10 protein-coding genes and 1 pseudogene are annotated in these 17,240 nt (G+C 72.3%); 4 read left to right on the top strand and 7 right to left on the bottom strand.

Annotation, left to right across the window (positions count from 1 at the left end):
* Nucleotides 1-592: 592 nt before the first annotated feature.
* Nucleotides 593-1,267: a Crp/Fnr family transcriptional regulator gene (locus SSBG_RS12690; protein WP_007823925.1), complete on the bottom strand. Its 675-nt coding sequence runs from the start codon at nt 1,265-1,267 to the stop codon at nt 593-595.
* A gap of 377 nt (nt 1,268-1,644) precedes the next feature.
* Here SSBG_RS12690 and nth point away from each other — a divergent pair, with 377 nt between their 5' ends.
* The 3 genes from nth (at nt 1,645) to SSBG_RS12670 (ending at nt 5,094) form a co-directional block, all read left to right on the top strand.
* Nucleotides 1,645-2,652 carry an endonuclease III gene (gene nth / locus SSBG_RS12680; protein WP_234010507.1) on the top strand — a complete coding sequence of 336 codons (1,008 nt, stop codon included), beginning with the start codon at nt 1,645-1,647 and terminating at the stop codon, nt 2,650-2,652.
* A gap of 555 nt (nt 2,653-3,207) precedes the next feature.
* The gene (locus tag SSBG_RS12675) at nt 3,208-3,882 is read left to right on the top strand and encodes an NUDIX hydrolase (protein WP_008746536.1); all 675 of its coding nucleotides are present in this window, start codon (nt 3,208-3,210) and stop codon (nt 3,880-3,882) included.
* Between the two features lie 12 nt (nt 3,883-3,894).
* Entirely contained in the window at nt 3,895-5,094 is a 1,200-nt protein-coding gene (locus tag SSBG_RS12670) for a MarP family serine protease (RefSeq protein WP_008746535.1), read from the top strand.
* 336 nt (nt 5,095-5,430) lie between these two features.
* Here the strand turns inward: SSBG_RS12670 and SSBG_RS34585 are convergent, their stop codons facing one another.
* From SSBG_RS34585 to SSBG_RS12640, 6 genes and pseudogenes are all read right to left on the bottom strand, one after another.
* Nucleotides 5,431-5,622, bottom strand: coding sequence for a hypothetical protein (locus SSBG_RS34585; RefSeq protein WP_008746534.1), 192 nt, complete (start codon nt 5,620-5,622; stop codon nt 5,431-5,433).
* 375 nt (nt 5,623-5,997) lie between these two features.
* Entirely contained in the window at nt 5,998-6,936 is a 939-nt protein-coding gene (locus tag SSBG_RS12660; RefSeq protein ID WP_008746533.1) for an alpha/beta fold hydrolase, read from the bottom strand.
* Nucleotides 6,933-7,493, bottom strand: a complete 561-nt coding sequence (locus SSBG_RS12655) for a phage holin family protein (RefSeq protein ID WP_008746532.1) — start codon at nt 7,491-7,493, stop codon at nt 6,933-6,935. Before SSBG_RS12655 ends, SSBG_RS12660 begins: the two co-directional genes overlap by 4 nt.
* Nucleotides 7,494-7,967: 474 nt before the next feature.
* The gene (nhaA, locus tag SSBG_RS12650; protein WP_008746531.1) at nt 7,968-9,377 is read right to left on the bottom strand and encodes a Na+/H+ antiporter NhaA; all 1,410 of its coding nucleotides are present in this window, start codon (nt 9,375-9,377) and stop codon (nt 7,968-7,970) included.
* A 633-nt stretch (nt 9,378-10,010) separates the two neighbouring features.
* Nucleotides 10,011-11,945 carry an acetate--CoA ligase gene (gene acs / locus SSBG_RS12645; RefSeq protein ID WP_037869629.1) on the bottom strand — a complete coding sequence of 645 codons (1,935 nt, stop codon included), beginning with the start codon at nt 11,943-11,945 and terminating at the stop codon, nt 10,011-10,013.
* A gap of 512 nt (nt 11,946-12,457) precedes the next feature.
* Nucleotides 12,458-14,869 (bottom strand): annotated as a pseudogene (locus SSBG_RS12640) (bifunctional SulP family inorganic anion transporter/carbonic anhydrase); the annotation flags it as partial.
* A gap of 863 nt (nt 14,870-15,732) precedes the next feature.
* Here SSBG_RS12640 and SSBG_RS12635 point away from each other — a divergent pair.
* Complete coding sequence (locus tag SSBG_RS12635) at nt 15,733-17,016, top strand: lipoprotein (protein WP_037869626.1); 1,284 nt, start codon at nt 15,733-15,735, stop codon at nt 17,014-17,016.
* The last annotated feature ends 224 nt before the right edge of the window (nt 17,017-17,240 follow it).

Below are 17,240 nucleotides of genomic sequence, written 5' to 3'. Positions count from 1 at the left end.
ATTCTTCCGCACCCCGCGCCCCCGTCCCCGCCACTTCCCCGCATCTGTGGACAACTCCGCGAAACCCGTACGCCGCCTCACTCGTGCGAGTGAGTGCCGTCGCGACTTCGGCCGGGTCGTCCACAGCCGAAGTCGTACGAACGCCGAAGAACGCCCTGTGACAGGGCGGAAGATCGCACCGACTGCTCCGATCATCGCCACATACGCCCGGCAGCGGGAGCCAAGCTCAGCGCACCCGGTAGGCGAGCCTCCGCCAACGCTGTGGACGAGCCCGGGCCCCGCGCGAGGCAAGTCCCACGCGGGAGCCGAGCCCCCATGCGCGAGCCGACCCCCGCTCGCACAAGAGGCGGCAGCCCCCACCCGGGGACTGCCGCCTCTCGTACATACGTGATCGGGCCCGTATCGCGTCAGGCCGGTACCGCATCAGACGCGCACCGGTCGGGCCCCGCGCCGGACCGCTCCGCGCGGCAACCGCGTGCCCCAACGAGCCGCCGACCCCAGCCCCGCGCCTCCGCGGCCCAGCACCTCGGCGCCCTCAGCCCAGCACCTCGGCGGCCTCCGCCTCAGCGCCCTCGCCTCAACCGCCACCGCCTCAGCGGGATCGCTTCGCCAGTCGCTCCACGTCGAGCAGGATCACCGCGCGCGCCTCCAGCCGCAGCCAGCCGCGTCCGGCGAAGTCGGCGAGCGCCTTGTTCACCGTTTCGCGCGAGGCGCCGACGAGCTGCGCCAGCTCCTCCTGCGTCAGGTCGTGGACGACGTGGATGCCCTCCTCGGACTGCACACCGAAGCGGCGCGAGAGGTCGAGGAGCGCGCGGGCGACACGGCCGGGCACGTCCGAGAAGACCAGGTCGGACATCTGGTCGTTCGTCTTGCGCAGCCGGCGCGCCACCGCGCGCAGCAGCGCCGCGGCCACCTCGGGGCGCCCGCTGAGCCAGGGCTGGAGGTCGTTGTGACCGAGCCCGAGCAGCTTGACCTCGGTGAGCGCGGAAGCGGTCGCCGTGCGCGGGCCCGGGTCGAAGAGCGAGAGTTCACCGATCAGCTCGCCGGGGCCGAGCACCGCGAGCATGTTCTCGCGGCCGTCGGGCGAGGTGCGGTGCAGCTTGACCTTGCCCTCCGTCACGACGTAGAGGCGGTCGCCCGGCTCGCCCTCGTGGAAGAGGGACTCCCCACGCGCGAGCGTCACCTCACTCATGGAGGCGCGGAGCTCCGCCGCCTGTTCGTCATCGAGCGCCGCGAACAGCGGTGCGCGCCGCAGAACGTCATCCACGAGTTCTCTCCTTGTCGGCTGCTCAGGGGGACCGGTCGTCTCCCATTGTGCCGGACGTGCCAAACAGTGTGATCAGTCACAAGTGTGCCGCACAGATGCTCGGTCCTGTGCGCCAGGGGGGCCGTGGGAGTGGCGTACCCCGTAGTCGGCGGCGGATGTCCGTACCCCGCCGTAGGCTGAGCGGGTGTCCGCGACGCCCGGCGGTACGGGCCCGGTCGAGGCACCTGCGATACGGCCCCGACCAGCACGTTCCGCTGTGAGCGAACGCGGCGCGGATAGGGCCGTCAGAGGCGTACGAGGCCGGTCGGGCCGGTACGGGACGAGCGGTCGCCGCGAGCAGGCGCGCGGCACCGGCGGAGGGCACGGAGGTCAGCCGGGTGACGACGAAGAAGACGGCGACGAAGAAGACGGCGGCGGAGAAGACGGCGGCGGAAAAGCCGACGAAGAAGGCGACGCCCGCCAAGAAGGCGACGCCCGCCAAGAAGGCGACGCCCGCCGCGAAGGCGCCCGCCGCGAAGGCGCCCGCCGCGAAGGCGCTCGCCAAGAAGGCCCCCGCCAAGAAACCCCCCGCCAAGAAGGCCGCGAAGAATACCCCCGCCCCCAAGCCCCCCGGCTTCGCCAAGCGGGAGTCCCGCGCCGCCATGGTCGAGCGCGCGCACGCCATCAACGAGGTCCTCGCCGAGACCTACCCCTACGCCCACCCCGAGCTGGACTTCGAGGACCCCTTCCAGCTCCTCGTCGCCACCGTCCTGTCCGCGCAGACCACCGACCTGCGGGTGAACCAGACGACCCCCGCGCTCTTCGCGAAGTACCCGGCCCCCGAGGACATGGCGGCGGCGGTCCCTGAGGAGCTGGAGGAGCTGATCCGGCCGACCGGCTTCTTCCGTGCCAAGGCCCGCTCGCTGCTCGGCCTCTCGGCGGCGCTCCGCGACGACTTCGGCGGCGAGGTCCCGGCGACCGTGGACGCGCTCGTGAAACTGCCCGGCGTCGGCCGGAAGACGGCCTTCGTCGTCCTCGGCAACGCCTTCGGTGTCCCGGGCATCACCGTGGACACCCACTTCGGGCGCCTCGCGCGCCGCTGGAAGTGGACGGCGTCCGAGGACCCGGTGAAGGTCGAGTCCGACGTCGCCGAGATCTTCGAACCGGGCGAGTGGACGATGCTCTCGCACCGCGTGATCTTCCACGGCCGCCGCATCTGCCACTCCCGCCGCCCCGCCTGCGGCGCCTGCCCCGTCGCGCCGCTCTGCCCCTCGTACGGCGAGGGCGAGACGGACCCGGAGAAGGCGACGAAGCTCCTCAAGTACGAGAAGGCCGGGATGCCGGGCCAGCGCCTCAAGCCCCCCGCCGACTTCCCCGGACCCCCCGCGCCGCCCCTGGGCGGCTGACGCGACTCGGGGGCCTCCCTGAGAAGTTTCAGGGGCGCCACAGGGCCTTCGTACGCGCCCCCGCGCTCCCTGTGCACCCGCGTCTCTCCCGTCCCCGGAACACAGCGGCTTCGCACTGACGTTGGAGCGGGTGAGAACGACGACGAAACGACGACCGGCCCCGCCGGGAGGAGAACTGGTGGTGAAGCGACCCTGAGCACCGAGAGCGAGTTCCGCGCCGAAAGGCCGAACCCCGGCCCGAGCGCCGCCCCGCGCACGCGCGAGGCCGGCACGTACCGGCGCGACAACGCCACGCCCGCGACCGGGCGCGAGGTCGGCGCGTACCGCCGTGACAACGGCTCGTACGAGAACGGGCGTGCCGACCGCCCGGAGCGCCCACCCGCCGACGCGGCGGCCACGCACAGGAGCGGGCCCGACGACATCCCCCTCGCCGAGCACGGCCCCCACTCCGCCGAGCGCGCCCCCCACCCCGGCGGACACCCACGCGTCGGCCCGGCGGGTACGTACGCGCCCCCCGCCGACACCGCGCGCGCCGACGCCCTCCACGGCCCGCCCGTGAGCCCGGCTCCCGTCGTGGCCACCGAGGGGCTGCCCGGCTGGCTCGATCCGGTCGTCGAAGCCGTGCGGACGGTGCGGGGCGAGCAGCTCAGCGCGTTCCTGCCACCGGCGGACGGCGGGGGCCGTCAGTCGGCGGTGCTCATCCTGCTCGGCGAGGGCGAGGACGGTCCCGAACTGCTCCTCACCGAGCGTTCCTCCTCCCTGCGCGCCCACGCCGGTCAGCCCTCCTTCCCCGGCGGCTCCCTCGACCCCGGCGACGGCGACCCGCTCACCACCGGGCCGCTGCGCGCCGCGCTGCGCGAGGCCGAGGAGGAGACCGGTCTCGACCCGGCGGGCGTCCAGCTCTTCGGCGTGCTGCCCCGCCTCTACATCCCGCTGACCCGCTTCGTCGTGACGCCCGTGCTCGGCTGGTGGCGCGCGCCCAGCCCCGTGCGCGCCGTCGATCCCGGCGAGACCGCGCGCGTCTTCACCGTTCCGGTGAGCGAACTCACGGACCCCGCGCACCGCGCCGTCGCGGTCCACCCGCGCGGCCACGAGGGCCCCGCTTTCCTCGTCCGCGACGCTCTGGTCTGGGGTTTCACCGCCGGGGTCATCGACCGGCTGCTGTACTTCGCGGGCTGGGAACGACCATGGGACAGGGGGAAGAGGGTCTCACTCGACCGGCACGCATGACAGGGTGTCCCGGTGAACGCGCTGGACTTCTTCTTGCTCGCCGCCGCCGTGTGGTTCGCGATCGTCGGCTACCGCCAGGGTTTCGTCGTCGGCATCCTGTCGGTGATCGGCTTCCTCGGCGGGGGCCTCCTCGCCGTGTGGGTGCTGCCCGTGCTCTGGGACGCGCTGACGGACAATTCCGAGGCGAGCACGACCGCCGTCGTGGTCGGGGTGATCATCGTGATCGTCTGCGCCTCCACGGGCCAGGCGTTCACCACCCACCTCGGCAACAAACTGCGCACCCACATCACGTGGAGCCCGGCGCGCGCGCTCGACGCGACCGGCGGCGCCGTCGTCAACGTCCTCGCGATGCTCCTCGTCGCCTGGCTCCTCGGCTCGCTCCTCGCGCAGACGACGCTCCCCACGGTCAGCAAGCAGGTCCGCGCCTCCAAGGTCCTCCTCGGCGTCTCGCGGGCCATGCCCCAGGAGGCCGACAACTGGTTCTCCGACTTCCGTTCCGTCCTCGCGCAGAACGGCTTCCCGCAGGTCTTCAGCCCCTTCTCGAACGAGCCGATCAAACCGGTCGACCCGCCGGACCCGGCCCTGGCCAACAGTCAGGTCGCGCGGACGGCGAAGCAGTCGATCGTCAAGGTCGTCGGCACCGCCTCGGGCTGTGGCAAGGTCCTGGAGGGCTCCGGTTTCGTCATCGCCAAGGACCGCGTGATGACGAACGCGCACGTCGTCGGCGGCGTCAACGAACCCACCGTGCAGATCGGCGGCCAGGGCAAGCGCTACGACGGCACGGTCGTCCTCTACGACTGGAAGCGCGACATCGCCGTCCTCGACGTCCCCGGACTGCCCGCGCCCTCGCTGCGCTTCACCGGCTCGGACGCCGAGCCGAACGACGGCGCGATCGTCGCCGGGTTCCCCGAGAACGGCGACTACGACGTCCGCCCCGCCCGCGTCCGCAGCCGCATCACCCCGACCGGCCCCGACATCTACCACCGGGGCACGGTGAGCCGCGACGTCTACTCGCTCTTCGCCACCGTCCGCCAGGGCAACTCGGGAGGCCCGCTCCTCACGACGGACGGCCGCGTCTACGGAGTCGTCTTCGCCAAATCGCTCGACGACCCCGACACCGGCTACGCCCTCACCGCCGACGAGGTCCGCGACGACGTCACCCAGGGCCGCACGGCCACCCAACGCGTCGACACGCAGAGCTGCGCCCTCTGAGCGCAGGCGTACCGAGCGCGGTCGCGCGAGGGAGCGCACTACTCGCGCGAGGGCCCCGGTCGCCACGGATCACGTGGGCCGGGGCCGGGTGCTCTCGTACGTACGTGGGGTGGGGTCCGGGAAGCGGGACGGCCGCGCGCGCTCGCGGTGGCGGCGCGCCCTGCCGGCCGTACGCGCGGGACGGCCGTCCCGCGACTGCCGCAGGACCGTCCTGAGGCTGACGTGCGGCAGCCCCGCGTGCGGTGTGCGGTGTGTACGGGGCGCGAGGTGTGGCGGGTGTGCGCCCCCGCGCCTCCGTGCTTCCCTGCCGGGCCCTGGTGCGGGCACCGGGGTGGTTCAGTCGCGCGGGTGCCGGAGACGGGCCGAGACCCAGCGGGCCCGGCGGCGGAGGATGAGGGGGATGTTGACCCCGTCCGGGGAGGGGTGCGGTGCGCCGGAACCCAGCGGGCCCGTCCCCTCGTGGCTGCTCAGCGCGGAGACTGAGCGGCGGTCGCGTGCTGCGTCACTGTAGTCGTGCGTCCAGCCCATACCCCGTCCCTGCCCTGCTCCCATGGTCGGTAATCGCGCCCTCGGCACCTAATTGGCCTATGCGTGTGGCAACAGCTGTTCGATCGTCAGGCGGGCGCGTCGCTCAGCGATACGGGTGGGGCCCGACGAGCGGAGGGAAGGGGAGCACGCGACGGCTCAGGGGGCGCACACTCCGGACCGCACCCCACCCCCGGACGAGCCGCCCGGAGGGACGGAGCCCCGTCACGCGCGGGAACCCGGCCGCCCGGCCGCGCTCAAGACGGCGTCGGCGGCCCGCGCGCTCAAGACGGCGTCCCCGCCCGGCCCTCGCTCCCCGGCCGCGCCTCCCGCGCGCCCGGACCCTCGCGCCTCCCGCGCCCGGAGCGCGGCGCCGACTCAGCGGTCCGGTTCCGGGTCCCGCAGCCAGTCGATCAGCTCGCGGTTGAAGCCGAGCGGGTCCTCCTCGTGCGGGAAGTGCCCGAGCCCCTCGTAGAGCCGCCAGCGGTACGGGGCCTCCACGTACTCGCCGGAACCGGCCGCCGAGCGGGTGCGCAGCACCGGGTCCAGCGCCCCGTGCAGGTGCAGCGTCGGGACCCGTACGGGCCGCCTCATCCGCCGGTAGAACTGCACGCCGTCCGGCCGCGCGAGCGAGCGCACGAGCCAGCGGTAGGGCTCCACCGCGCAGTGCGCCGTCGAGGGGATGCACATCGCCCTGCGATACACGTCCACCGTCGCGTCGTCCGGGAGCCGCGGCCCCGACCAGCCCCGCAGCAGCTCCCCGACGAGCGCGCCCTCGTCGGCGACGAGCTGCCGCTCCGGGACCCAGGGGCGCTGGAAGCCCCACACGTACGAACCCGCCGCGGACTGCCGGGGGTCCCTGAGCATCGCCGCGCGCCAGCGGCGCGGGTGCGGCATCGAGGAGACGACGAGGCGGCGGACCAGCTTGGGCCGCATGACCGCCGCCGTCCAGGCGAGATAGCCGCCGAGGTCGTGGCCGACGAGGGCCGCGTCCGGCTCGCCGAGCGAGCGGATCACCCCGGTGATGTCGAGCGCGAGGTTCGCCGGGTCGTAGCCGCGCGGCGTGCGGTCGCTGCCGCCGACCCCGCGCAGGTCCATCGCGACCGCCCGGTACCCGGCGTCGGCCAGCGCCGTCAGCTGCTCGCGCCACGTCCACCAGAACTGCGGGAAGCCGTGCACGAGCATGACAAGCGGCCCCTCGCCCACCTCCGCGACGTGGAAGCGCGCGCCGTTCGCCGCCACGTCCCGGTGGGTCCAGGGACCGTCGATCCGGATCGCGGGGGCGGATTGCGCCGAACGGGGGTCGGTAGCCGTCATGAGGAGGAGCGTGCCACAGCTGTGGCACCGTCCGCTCCCTCGGCGTCCTGCCGCGCGAGCGGCGGGAACTTCTCCAGCTCCGGCGTCTCGGGACGCGGGTGCGGCTTGGCGTTGGAGAGGACCGAGGCGTCGGCCTTCGCGGCGGCGGCGGCCTTCTGCGGGCCCTTGCCCTTCCGCGCCTTCTTGAAGAAGACGAGCCCGATGAGGGCGAAGAACCCGGCCACGAGGAGGCTCGCGGCGAAGGAGAGCAGGAAGCAGACGGAGAGGTGCCAACCGCTCCAGGCGTGGATGCCGTAGGCGAGCGCGAAGCTCAGCATCGGCAGGGAGAAGAGCGCCAGGACGAGGGCGACGATGAACGCCGCGCTGCCGACCAGGCCCTTCTTCACGTCCTTCATGATCTGGAGCTTGGCGAGCGCGATCTCGTCGTGCACCAGCGCGGACAGCTCGGAGGTCGCGTGGGCCACGAGCTGGCCGAGGCTGCGGTCCGCGCTCACCGCCGCTGCCGCCGCCTTCTCCGGGTCGCCGGGACGGTGGCTCGCGCTGTCGGGTGCGCTCATCGCGTACTCCCTCTTCTCTTTCGCCGGTCTGCGCGGGGGCCGGACTCGCGGCCCCCGGTCTCCTCCGGGCGGCGGCGCACCCGCCCGAAACACGGTCAGGGTTCAGATCATGCCGGACCCTTGCCCTTGCCGCTTCCCCCGCCCCGCCCGCCTGACTCCTGTCGGGTGCGGAAGGGGCTCCGCCATCGGTCGTACGGGTACCTCCTCCGGTCGTACGGGCACTTCCCTCCGGTCCTACGGGTCCGCCGGAGACCGCAGGGATCCGCCACGCCGCGCGCGGCTCCGCCCGACGGCGTAGCGGTCCGTCAGACAGCCGTACGGGGCCGTGCGGCGTCGGGGCGGGACGTCCAGCAGCCGTGCGGGGTGCGCGGGGCAGTCGTGCGGGTCCTTCTCGCGGCGGACGGGTCCGTCCGGCGTCGTACGGGGCGGGGGACACTGTCTTACGAGGGCGGCGCGCCGTGTCCGTACGAGGCGTCAGGCGTCCCTGTCCTCCGCGTCCTCCGCGCCGCGTTCCCGCTCGCGGGCGCGCGCCCGGTGCTCGGCGGCGCGGTTCTCGTAGGCGTCGGCCAGGCGTTGATGGTGCGCCGGGTCCTCCTGCTGGTAGACGTCCGGCACGCCGTCGCGGTCCTCGTCGCGCTCCTCCTCGGCGGCGAGCCGCACGTACGCCCGGTTCCGCAGCCGCAGCAGTGCCGCGGCGAGCAGGACCGCGACGAGGGAACCGACGAGCACGGCGGCCTTGACCTCACCGGTGAGTTCCGCGTCCCCGTCGAAGGCGAGTTCACCGATGAGGAGCGAGACCGTGAAGCCGATCCCGGCGAGCACGGAGACCGCGAAGAGATCGGACCACCTGAGGGCCGGATCGAGTTCCGCCCGGGTCAGCCGCGTCGTCAGCCACGTGCCGCCGAAGACGCCGACCGCCTTGCCGACGACGAGCCCGAGAACCACCCCCAGCGTCTCCGGCCGGGTGAAGATATCGGCGAATGCGTCCCCGCCCACCGCGACACCGGCCGAGAACAGCGCGAAGACCGGGACAGCGACCCCGGCCGAGAACGGCCGCACGAGGTGCTCGACCCGTTCCCCCGGCGACTCCTCCTCCCCCTCCTCACGGTGGCAGCGCAGCATGAGGCCCATCGCGACGCCCGCGATCGTCGCGTGCACGCCGCTGTTGTACATGAGCCCCCAGATCACCAGCGCGAGCGGCACGTACACGTACCAGCCCCGCACCCGCAGCCGCCGCAGCAGGAACCAGAAGAAGACGAGCCCGGCGACCGCTCCGCCGAGCGCGGCGAAGTCCAGGTCACTCGTGAAGAAGACCGCGATGATCAGGATCGCGAAGAGATCGTCCACGACGGCGAGCGTGAGAAGGAACGCGCGCAGGGGCGAGGGCAGCGCGGTGCCGAGGACGGCGAGCACCGCGAGCGCGAAGGCGATGTCCGTCGCGGTCGGTACCGCCCAACCGCCCAGGTCGCCGCCGCCCACCGTGTTGACGAGCGTATAGACGAGCGCGGGCGCGATCATTCCGCACGCCGCCGCGACCACGGGCAGAAGCGCCGCCTTCGGATCGCGCAGGTCCCCGGCGACCAGCTCACGCTTGAGTTCCGCGCCCGCGACGAAGAAGAACACCGCGAGCAGCCCGTCCGCCGCCCAGTGCTGGACGGAGAGACGCAGGCCGAGCGCGGCAGGCCCGAGATGGAAATCGCGGACGGTTTCGTAGCTGTGCGACAGCGGGGTGTTCGCCCAGACGAGAGCGAGCGCGGCGGCCACGAGGAGCAGCGCCCCGCCGAGGGTCTCGGCGCGCAGGGCGTCGGCCACGTAGCGGTACTCGGGCAGCGGGAGGCGGCCGAGGAAACGGCGTCCGGGAGCGTTCGGGCGGTTGCTGGGCACAGGCGTCTCCAGATGCGGCGCCCGTACGGGCGCCGTTCGGCGTCAGATGATCACACGCCGACCAGACTTCCCGGCACCCCTCTTCGTTTGTCGGTACGCAGGGCGTACAGGGCCACCTTACTCACCGGCGAAGGGGTGGGGGCCTGACCGGCGGATGCCGCTGGGAGGTGCTGTCGGGGGCTGGCAGTGGCTGGGAGTGGCTGGGAGTGGCTGGGAGTGGCTGTAAGGGGCTGGGCGGGATGCGGCGTGGCGCAGGGTCGTACGTGGGGTGTGCAGCTGTGCGCTGAGTTCACGCGTGTGCGCTGGGAGTACGACTGTGCGCCGAGAATGCGCGCGTCCGCCGCGAGCACGCTTGTGCGCCGACACGACGCCTGGCCGCGTACCTCCCACCTTTCGGTGTACACCCGTATACCGTTTCGCGCCGTACGGTCGGTGTACACCCGTACACCCGTACACCCGTACACCTGGTGCGCGCCCGTGCACCCGAAGCCCCCACGCCCACCCGGTGTACACGCGTACACGGGAGCACACCCGTACACCCGCCCCCCCCACGACGAAGGGACGAGTCCCGGGGGACCCGTCCCTTCCTCTCCCAGCCGGCGGCAGCAGTCACCACCCCGTCGACGTAGACCGTCAGTCGTCACTCCCGCCGGAGGCCGGCAGCTTGGACTGGATGAGGTCCATGACCGAGGAGTCCGTCAGCGTCGTGACGTCCCCCAGCTCACGGTTCTCCGCCACGTCCCGCAGCAGCCTGCGCATGATCTTCCCGGACCGCGTCTTCGGCAGCTCGGCGACCGCCATGATCCGCTTCGGCTTGGCGATCGGCCCCAGCGTCGCGCCCACGTGGTTGCGCAGGTCCGCGACCAGGTCCTCCGACTCCGTCGCGGTGCCGCGCAGGATCACGAAGGCGACGATGGCCTGCCCCGTGGTCTGGTCGGCCGCGCCGACCACCGCGGCCTCGGCGACCGCCGGGTGCGAGACGAGCGCGGACTCGACCTCGGTCGTGGAGATGTTGTGCCCCGAGACGAGCATGACGTCGTCCACCCGGCCCAGCAGCCAGATGTCGCCGTCCTCGTCCTTCTTCGCCCCGTCACCCGCGAAGTACTTGCCCTCGAAGCGCGACCAGTACGTGTCGATGAAGCGCTGGTCGTCGCCCCAGATGGTGCGGAGCATCGAGGGCCACGGTTCGGTGAGCACGAGGTAGCCGCCGCCCCCGTTCCCGACCTCGTTGCCCTCGTCGTCCACGACGGTCGCCGCGATGCCGGGCAGCGGCGTCTGCGCGGAGCCCGGCTTCGTCTCCGTGACGCCCGGCAGCGGCGAGATCATCATCGAACCGGTCTCGGTCTGCCACCACGTGTCCACGATGGGGGCCTTGTCGTGGCCGATGTTCTTGCGGTACCACATCCACGCCTCGGGGTTGATCGGCTCACCGACCGAACCGAGCACGCGCAGCGAGGAGAGGTCGAACTTCGCGGGGATGTCGTCGCCCCACTTCATGAACGTGCGGATCGCCGTCGGCGCCGCGTACAGGATCGAGACCCCGTACTTCTGGATGATCTCCCAGAAGCGTCCCTGGTGCGGGGTGTCGGGCGTGCCCTCGTACATCACCTGGGTCGCACCGTTGGAGAGCGGCCCGTAGACGATGTACGAGTGGCCGGTGACCCAGCCGATGTCGGCCGTGCACCAGTACACGTCCGTCTCCGGCTTGAGGTCGAAGACGGCGTGGTGCGTGAAGCTCGCCTGGGTGAGGTAGCCGCCCGAGGTGTGCAGGATGCCCTTCGGCTTACCCGTCGTACCCGAGGTGTACAGGATGAAGAGCGGCTGCTCGGCCTCGAAGGCCTCGGGCGTGTGCTCGGCCGACTGGCGCTCGGTCAGCTCGTGCCACCACACGTCGCGGCCCTCGGTCCACGCCGTCTCCTCGCCCGTACGGCGCACGACGACGACGTGCTCGACCGTGTCGAAGCGGGAGACGGCGGCGTCCACGGCGGGCTTGAGCGCGCTCGGCTTGCCACGCCGGTAGCCGCCGTCGGCCGTGATGACGACCTTCGCGTCCGCGTCGGCGATCCGCGCCGCGATCGCGTCGGCCGAGAATCCGCCGAAGACGACGGAGTGCATCGCGCCGATGCGCGCGCAGGCGAGCATCGCGACGACGGCCTCGGGGATCATCGGCAGGTAGACCGCGACCCGGTCGCCCTTGCCGACGCCCAGCTCGATCAGGCCGTTGGCCGCGCGCGAGACCTCGTCCTTGAGCTGGGCGTAGGTGATGCTGCGGCTGTCGCCCGGCTCGCCCTCGAAGTGGATCGCGACCCGGTCGCCGTTGCCCGCCTCGACGTGCCGGTCCACGCAGTTGTACGCGACGTTCAGCTTGCCGTCCGCGAACCACTTGGCGAACGGCGGATTCGACCAGTCCAGGGTCTCGGTGGGCTCGGTGTCCCAGCTCAGCCGGCGCGCCTGCTCGGCCCAGAAGCCGAGGCGGTCCTCGCGCGCCCGCTCATAGGCGTCCGCCTTCACGTTGGCGTGCGCCGCCAGCTCCGCCGGCGGCGCGAACTTGCGCTCTTCCTTGAGCATGTTGGCGATTGACGAACGCTCGCTCACTGACCCACCGTCCCGTGGTGTAGACCAATTTTGCCTGCCAGAGGGATTCAACGCTCGCGGAGACACGAGGTCAACCCCCGCAAAGCGGACCCGCCAGGGCGCGCGCCGACGGCGCGGACCCGCTACCCCTGACACGTACGTCCCAGGTGAGAGGTTCATCCGCCACGCCCGCGAGGTGCGCGGACGCACCGCGAGCTTCAACGAGCCGGCCAGCCCGGCGACACCCGGACGGCCCCGCTTTTCCCGCTCCTGCCCATCCGCCCGGCCTCCCACTCCCCGCCGTCCGGCGGCACGTCCCCGCCGGACGGCGGGGACGGCGGAGAGGCGGCCCGTCGGCGGGCGCGGCTCCGTCCTCGTACCTACGGCGAGAGAACAACCGTACGCACGAGGACGGACTCCTCGGACGGGAGTCCCGGCCCCGGACGGACACGCCGTGGCGCATGAGCCGTCCAGTCCGTGGCGGAGCCCCCGCCACAGGTCCCCGATCAGGCGGGCACGGGCCGCTCCGGTTCCTGGGCGGCGCTCACCTCCTCGAAGACCGGCACGGTCCCGGTCTCGTCCTCCCGCAGCAGATAGGCCTGGGCCTCACCGACGTGGAAGTACATCCCGTGCAGCGCGAGACTGCCCTCGGCGAGCCTGCGGGCGACTGCCGGGTGCCCCCGCAAGTGGTCGAGCTGCTGCACGATGTTGACGAGACAGAGCTGCTCCGCGACATCCGCAGGAGCGCGTCGCGCGAATCCCGGCAGCAGGCCGGCCTCCCCACGCAGGCGTGCGAGGCTCGGCGCCCCGTGCCGCAGCCACCGCCACAGCGGTGTCAACGGCACGTCGCTCCTGCCCCCTTCGTCGCCCGTCGCCCGGCTCCGCCGCTCGTCCTCGGCGAGCAGCGCCTGCATCGCGCCGCACCCGGAGTGCCCGCACACGGTGATCGACTCGACGCATAGCACATCGACCGCGTACTCGATCGCGGCCGCCACCGAGTCGTCCCCGGTCAGGGTTCCGGAGCCGTTCGCGACGTCCGCGCCGCGTGCGACGCCGTCGTCCGTGTCGGGCGGCGGGACGAGATTCCCGACGTTGCGGACGGTGAACAGGTCGCCCGGGCCGCTCGCCGTGATCATGCTCGTGACGAGACGTGAGTCCGCACAGGTCAGGAAGAGCTGCGAGGGCCGCTGCCCCTCCCGCGCGAGGCGGGCGAGTTCCTCGCGCATATGGGGCGCAGTGTCGCGCTGGAAGGCGCTGATCTTCAGGGCGAGGCGCTGCGCCCCGCTGCCCGCCCGCGTCGAAGCCGCGACGGGGCCGGTCGTCGCGTACGCCGCGGGCCTGTGGTTGCGCCGAGGCGTCCAAGGCCGGCAGTGGCTGTGCGCGCCCGCCGCCGGTTCGGTGATACGGGTGCCGGCCGGGCCCGTCATGCTGACCGCGCCGCCCTGCGCGGTGTGCGAGGTGCTCCAGTCCTGGAGCGTCTCGAAGGCGGCGTGGTCCATGAAGGAGCCGTCGAGTTCCACGACCACGGTCGCCTTCGCCGGTACGTGGTGCAGCGTCCGGCTGAGCCTCGGCACGGCCAGGAACGTCAGCTGCCCGCGTACGTGTACGAGGTGGTGGCCCGCCCGCTCGTGATGGACGATCCGGGTGCGGCTGAGCCGGTGGAGGGCGAGGCCGACGGCGACGGCGATGCCGAGACCGACACCTTCCAGCACCCCGAGGAAGACGACACCGCACGTCGTCACTCCGTAGACGAGGAACTCGCCGTGCCGTGTCACGGTCCTGATGTGGTGCAGATTCACCATCTGGATGCCCACGGACATGACGAGCGCGGCGAGCACCGCGAGAGGGATGTACTGGAGCAGGGGCACCGCGAGCAGTGCCGCGACCAGGACCCACACGCCGTGCAGCATGGTCGACGCCCGGCTCACGGCACCGGCGTTGATATTGGCGGTGCTGCGGACGGCCACCCCGGCGACGGGCAGGCCGCCGAGCGCGCCGGAGACGATGTTCGAGGCGCCCTGGCCGAGGAGTTCCCTGTCCAGGTTCGACCGCGGTACCCGGACGGCCTGCGCGGGCCGCCCGGCGACGAGCTTGTCCACGGCGACCGCGCCGAGCAGTGACTGCACGCTCGTGACGAGTGTGATCGTCACGACCCCGGCGACGATGCCGCCCAGCGAACCCTCCGGCAGCGTCGGCAGGGCGTGGTTGCTCCACGACGGCAGATCGACGCGGGGCAGCGAGAGCCCGGCGAGCGCCGCGAAGAGCGTCGCCGAGGTGACCGCGACGAGTGTGGCGGGCAGCAGCTTCGCGAGCCGCGTCGCCCGCCCCGGCAGCTTCGGCCACAGATAGAGCACGGCCAGCGTCACCGCGCTCATCGCGAGCGCCGCCCACTGGGTCTCCGCGAGCTGGGCCGGAAGCCCGCGCAGGTTGTCGAGCACGCTGCTCTGCGGCGTACCGCCGAGCACGATGTGCGCCTGCGCGACCGCGATCGTGATGCCGATGCCCGCGAGCATCCCGTGCACGATCGCCGGGCTCACCGCGAGCGCGGAACGCGCCACGCGCAACATCCCGAGCCCGAGCTGACAGAGCCCGGCGAACGCGGTGATCGCGCAGGTCGCCCGCCAGCCGTACTGCTGGATGATGTCGGCCGTCACGACCGTGAGCCCGGCTGCGGGACCGCTCACCTGGAGCACCGAGCCGCCGAGCCGCCCCGCGATCAGCCCGCCCACCGCGGCGGCGACGAGCCCCGACTGGAGCGGCGCTCCGGTCGCCAGCGCGATACCGAGCGAGAGCGGCAGGGCGATGAGGAACACGGAGATCGACGCGGAGAGATCAACGCCCTCGGGAAGCCGGAACCGGGCACGGGCGTTCGGCCGGGCGCCGGGAGGACGGGAGGGTTCCGGACGGGGGGTGTCGGGCGGAGCGTACTGAGTGGGGGACTCGGCCGTACGGGACGGGGGTTCGGCCGGAGCTGTTGGGGGTTCGCCGGGTGCGGCCGGGGCTTCGTCGGGAGCGGTTGAGGGGCCGGTGGCCGGGGCCGGTGCTTCTGCCGTACGGGACGGCGGTTCGGTCGTACGGGTGGGGCTGGGTGCCGAGGCTGGGCCGGAGGCGGGGGCACCGGCGTCGGGCCCGCCGGAGTGGCGGGGACCAGTGCCGTCGAGGCCGACCGTGCCTCCTGTTTCGCGGGCACCGGCTTTGCCAGCACCCGCTGTGTCGGGGCTCGTTGTGTCAGGGCCCGTCTCTCCGGGGCCTGCTGCGTCGAAGCCGGGGCCGGGTTTGTCGGGCTCCGGCGGTCCGTGCGAGGTGTGTGGGTTTACGCGAGAGGTCATGTTCCCGTCTCCTCCGGGGCTGCGCGGTCGCGTCAGGGCGCGGCCGTGGGTCACGGCGTACAGCGGCGGGATGCGTGGGGTGCGGGGTGCGGGGTGCGTGAGGAGCGTCGAGTCTGCGATCGGCGGCGCGCCGGAGGGAGTCCGGAGCCGGGAGGCGTGCGCGCGGGGTGGGGGTGGGGGAGGCGCCGCGCCGGTTGCGGGGGGCCGCTGAGCGCAGTGTTCCAACACTCGGTAAATGGATCGTAATTGAGAGTAAAGGATTCTTGGGCTCTATCGGGGCAAACAGGCCATCGATTCACCCTCAAGGGTGATTAGTCATTTTGTACGGCTTGTCAGTCCATGACGGAATCGCTCCGTGTGTGACTTTGGCGCGGACCTCGGCCGGACCCCTTCCCGCCTGCGGGACGCGGTGCGACCCACGTGAGCGATCCAAAGGAAGAAGGTGGGCCGTCATGGCTGCCACCAGAAGAATGACGGCGCTGGCCACCGTCGCCGCCTGCGCCGTCGCCCTGACGGGCTGCGGCGGCACCCCGCACGACACCGGTCACCCGCGGGCTCAGGCCAAGAAGGAAAAGGCCGAACCCGCTCCCGCCCCGAAGAACGCCGTCCACCTCATCGGCGACGGCTCGACCGCCTTCACCGGAGTCCAGCCGCACCAGCTCCGGCCCCAGAAGCTCAAGGCCGGCGAGGAGCCGCCCCAGTTCGTCGTCTTCTCCTGGGACGGCGCGGGCGAGGACGGCCAGAAGCTCTTCTCGCATTTCCGCAAGGTCGCCAAGGAGAACAACGCGACCATGACCTTCTTCCTCAGCGGGGTCTACATGCTCCCCGGCGCGAAGAAGGACCTGTACCACCCGCCCATGCACTCCCCGGGCCGCTCCGACATCGGCTTCAACGACCTCAAGGGCATCCACGACACCGTCGACCAGGTCCGCGGGGCCTGGCTCGACGGCCACGAGATCGGCACGCACTTCAACGGCCACTTCTGCGGCAAGGGCGGCGGCGTCGGCGAGTGGTCCGTCGCGGACTGGCGCAGCGAGATCACCCAGGCCAAGCAGTTCGTGAAGACCTGGAAGACCAACACCTCCACCGGCAAGACCGACCCGCTCCCCTTCGACTACGACAAGGAGCTCATCGGCGGGCGCACCCCCTGCCTCGAAGGCCAGAAGAACTTCATGGCCGCCGCCGGGCCGATGGGCTTCCGCTACGACAGCAGCGGCGTCCGCGAACAGGTCTGGCCCACCAAGAAGCAGGGCATGTGGGACCTCTCGATGCACATGGTCCCGATGCCCGGCCACACCTACGAGACCATCTCGATGGACTACAACTTTCTGGTCAACCAGTCCGGGACGACGCAGGGCGACCCCGCCAAGCGCGCCTATTGGGGCAACCAGATGCGCGAGGGCCTGCTCCAGTCCTTCGACCGCTCCTACCGGGGCAACCGCGCTCCGGTGATCATCGGCAACCACTTCGAGTCCTGGAACGGCGGCACCTACATGCGCGCCGTGGAGAACGTCGTCAAGACGGTCTGCCACAAGAAGGGCGTCCGCTGCGTCTCCTTCCGCGAACTCGCCGACTGGCTCGACGCCCAGGACCCCGCGACCCTCGCCAAGCTCCAGAAGCTCGGCGTGGGCCAGGCGCCCAAGAACGGCTGGGACGCGCTCGACTCCGCCACCCCGGCCGCCGCCGACGCCGCCGCGGGTGCCCCGCCGCAGAACAAGGCGGAGAAGAAGGACTGAGCGGGCCGAAAGGCGACGAGGGACTGAGCGGTCCGGAAGTCACGGACGCAGGTCCCTGCGGGGCCGGCGTCCCACAGGGACCCACCCCGCCGAGACCATCCTCGCGCCGTGTGCCTCCGGAGCCTTGCGGCACTCCCGTGAACGAACGGGAACGCCACGGCCGCCGCGGACGCAGGGCGGCAATGGCCGACAAGCGGTGAGGTGCGGTGGGGGTCCGTCGCGAC

It is taken from the genome of Streptomyces sp. SPB074, from assembly GCF_000154905.1.
Classification (GTDB): domain Bacteria; phylum Actinomycetota; class Actinomycetes; order Streptomycetales; family Streptomycetaceae; genus Streptomyces.
This window is presented reverse-complemented; position numbering and strand designations above follow the sequence as displayed.

Excerpts from the sequence above, each read along its gene's own strand:
- SSBG_RS34585 (WP_008746534.1), bottom strand. The coding sequence starts at position 5,622 with ATGGGCTGGACGCACGACTACAGTGACGCAGCACGCGACCGCCGCTCA.
- SSBG_RS12660 (WP_008746533.1), bottom strand. The coding sequence starts at position 6,936 with ATGACGGCTACCGACCCCCGTTCGGCGCAATCCGCCCCCGCGATCCGG.
- SSBG_RS12655 (WP_008746532.1), bottom strand. The coding sequence starts at position 7,493 with ATGAGCGCACCCGACAGCGCGAGCCACCGTCCCGGCGACCCGGAGAAG.
- acs (WP_037869629.1), bottom strand. The coding sequence starts at position 11,945 with ATGCTCAAGGAAGAGCGCAAGTTCGCGCCGCCGGCGGAGCTGGCGGCG.
- SSBG_RS12635 (WP_037869626.1), top strand. The coding sequence starts at position 15,733 with ATGGCTGCCACCAGAAGAATGACGGCGCTGGCCACCGTCGCCGCCTGC.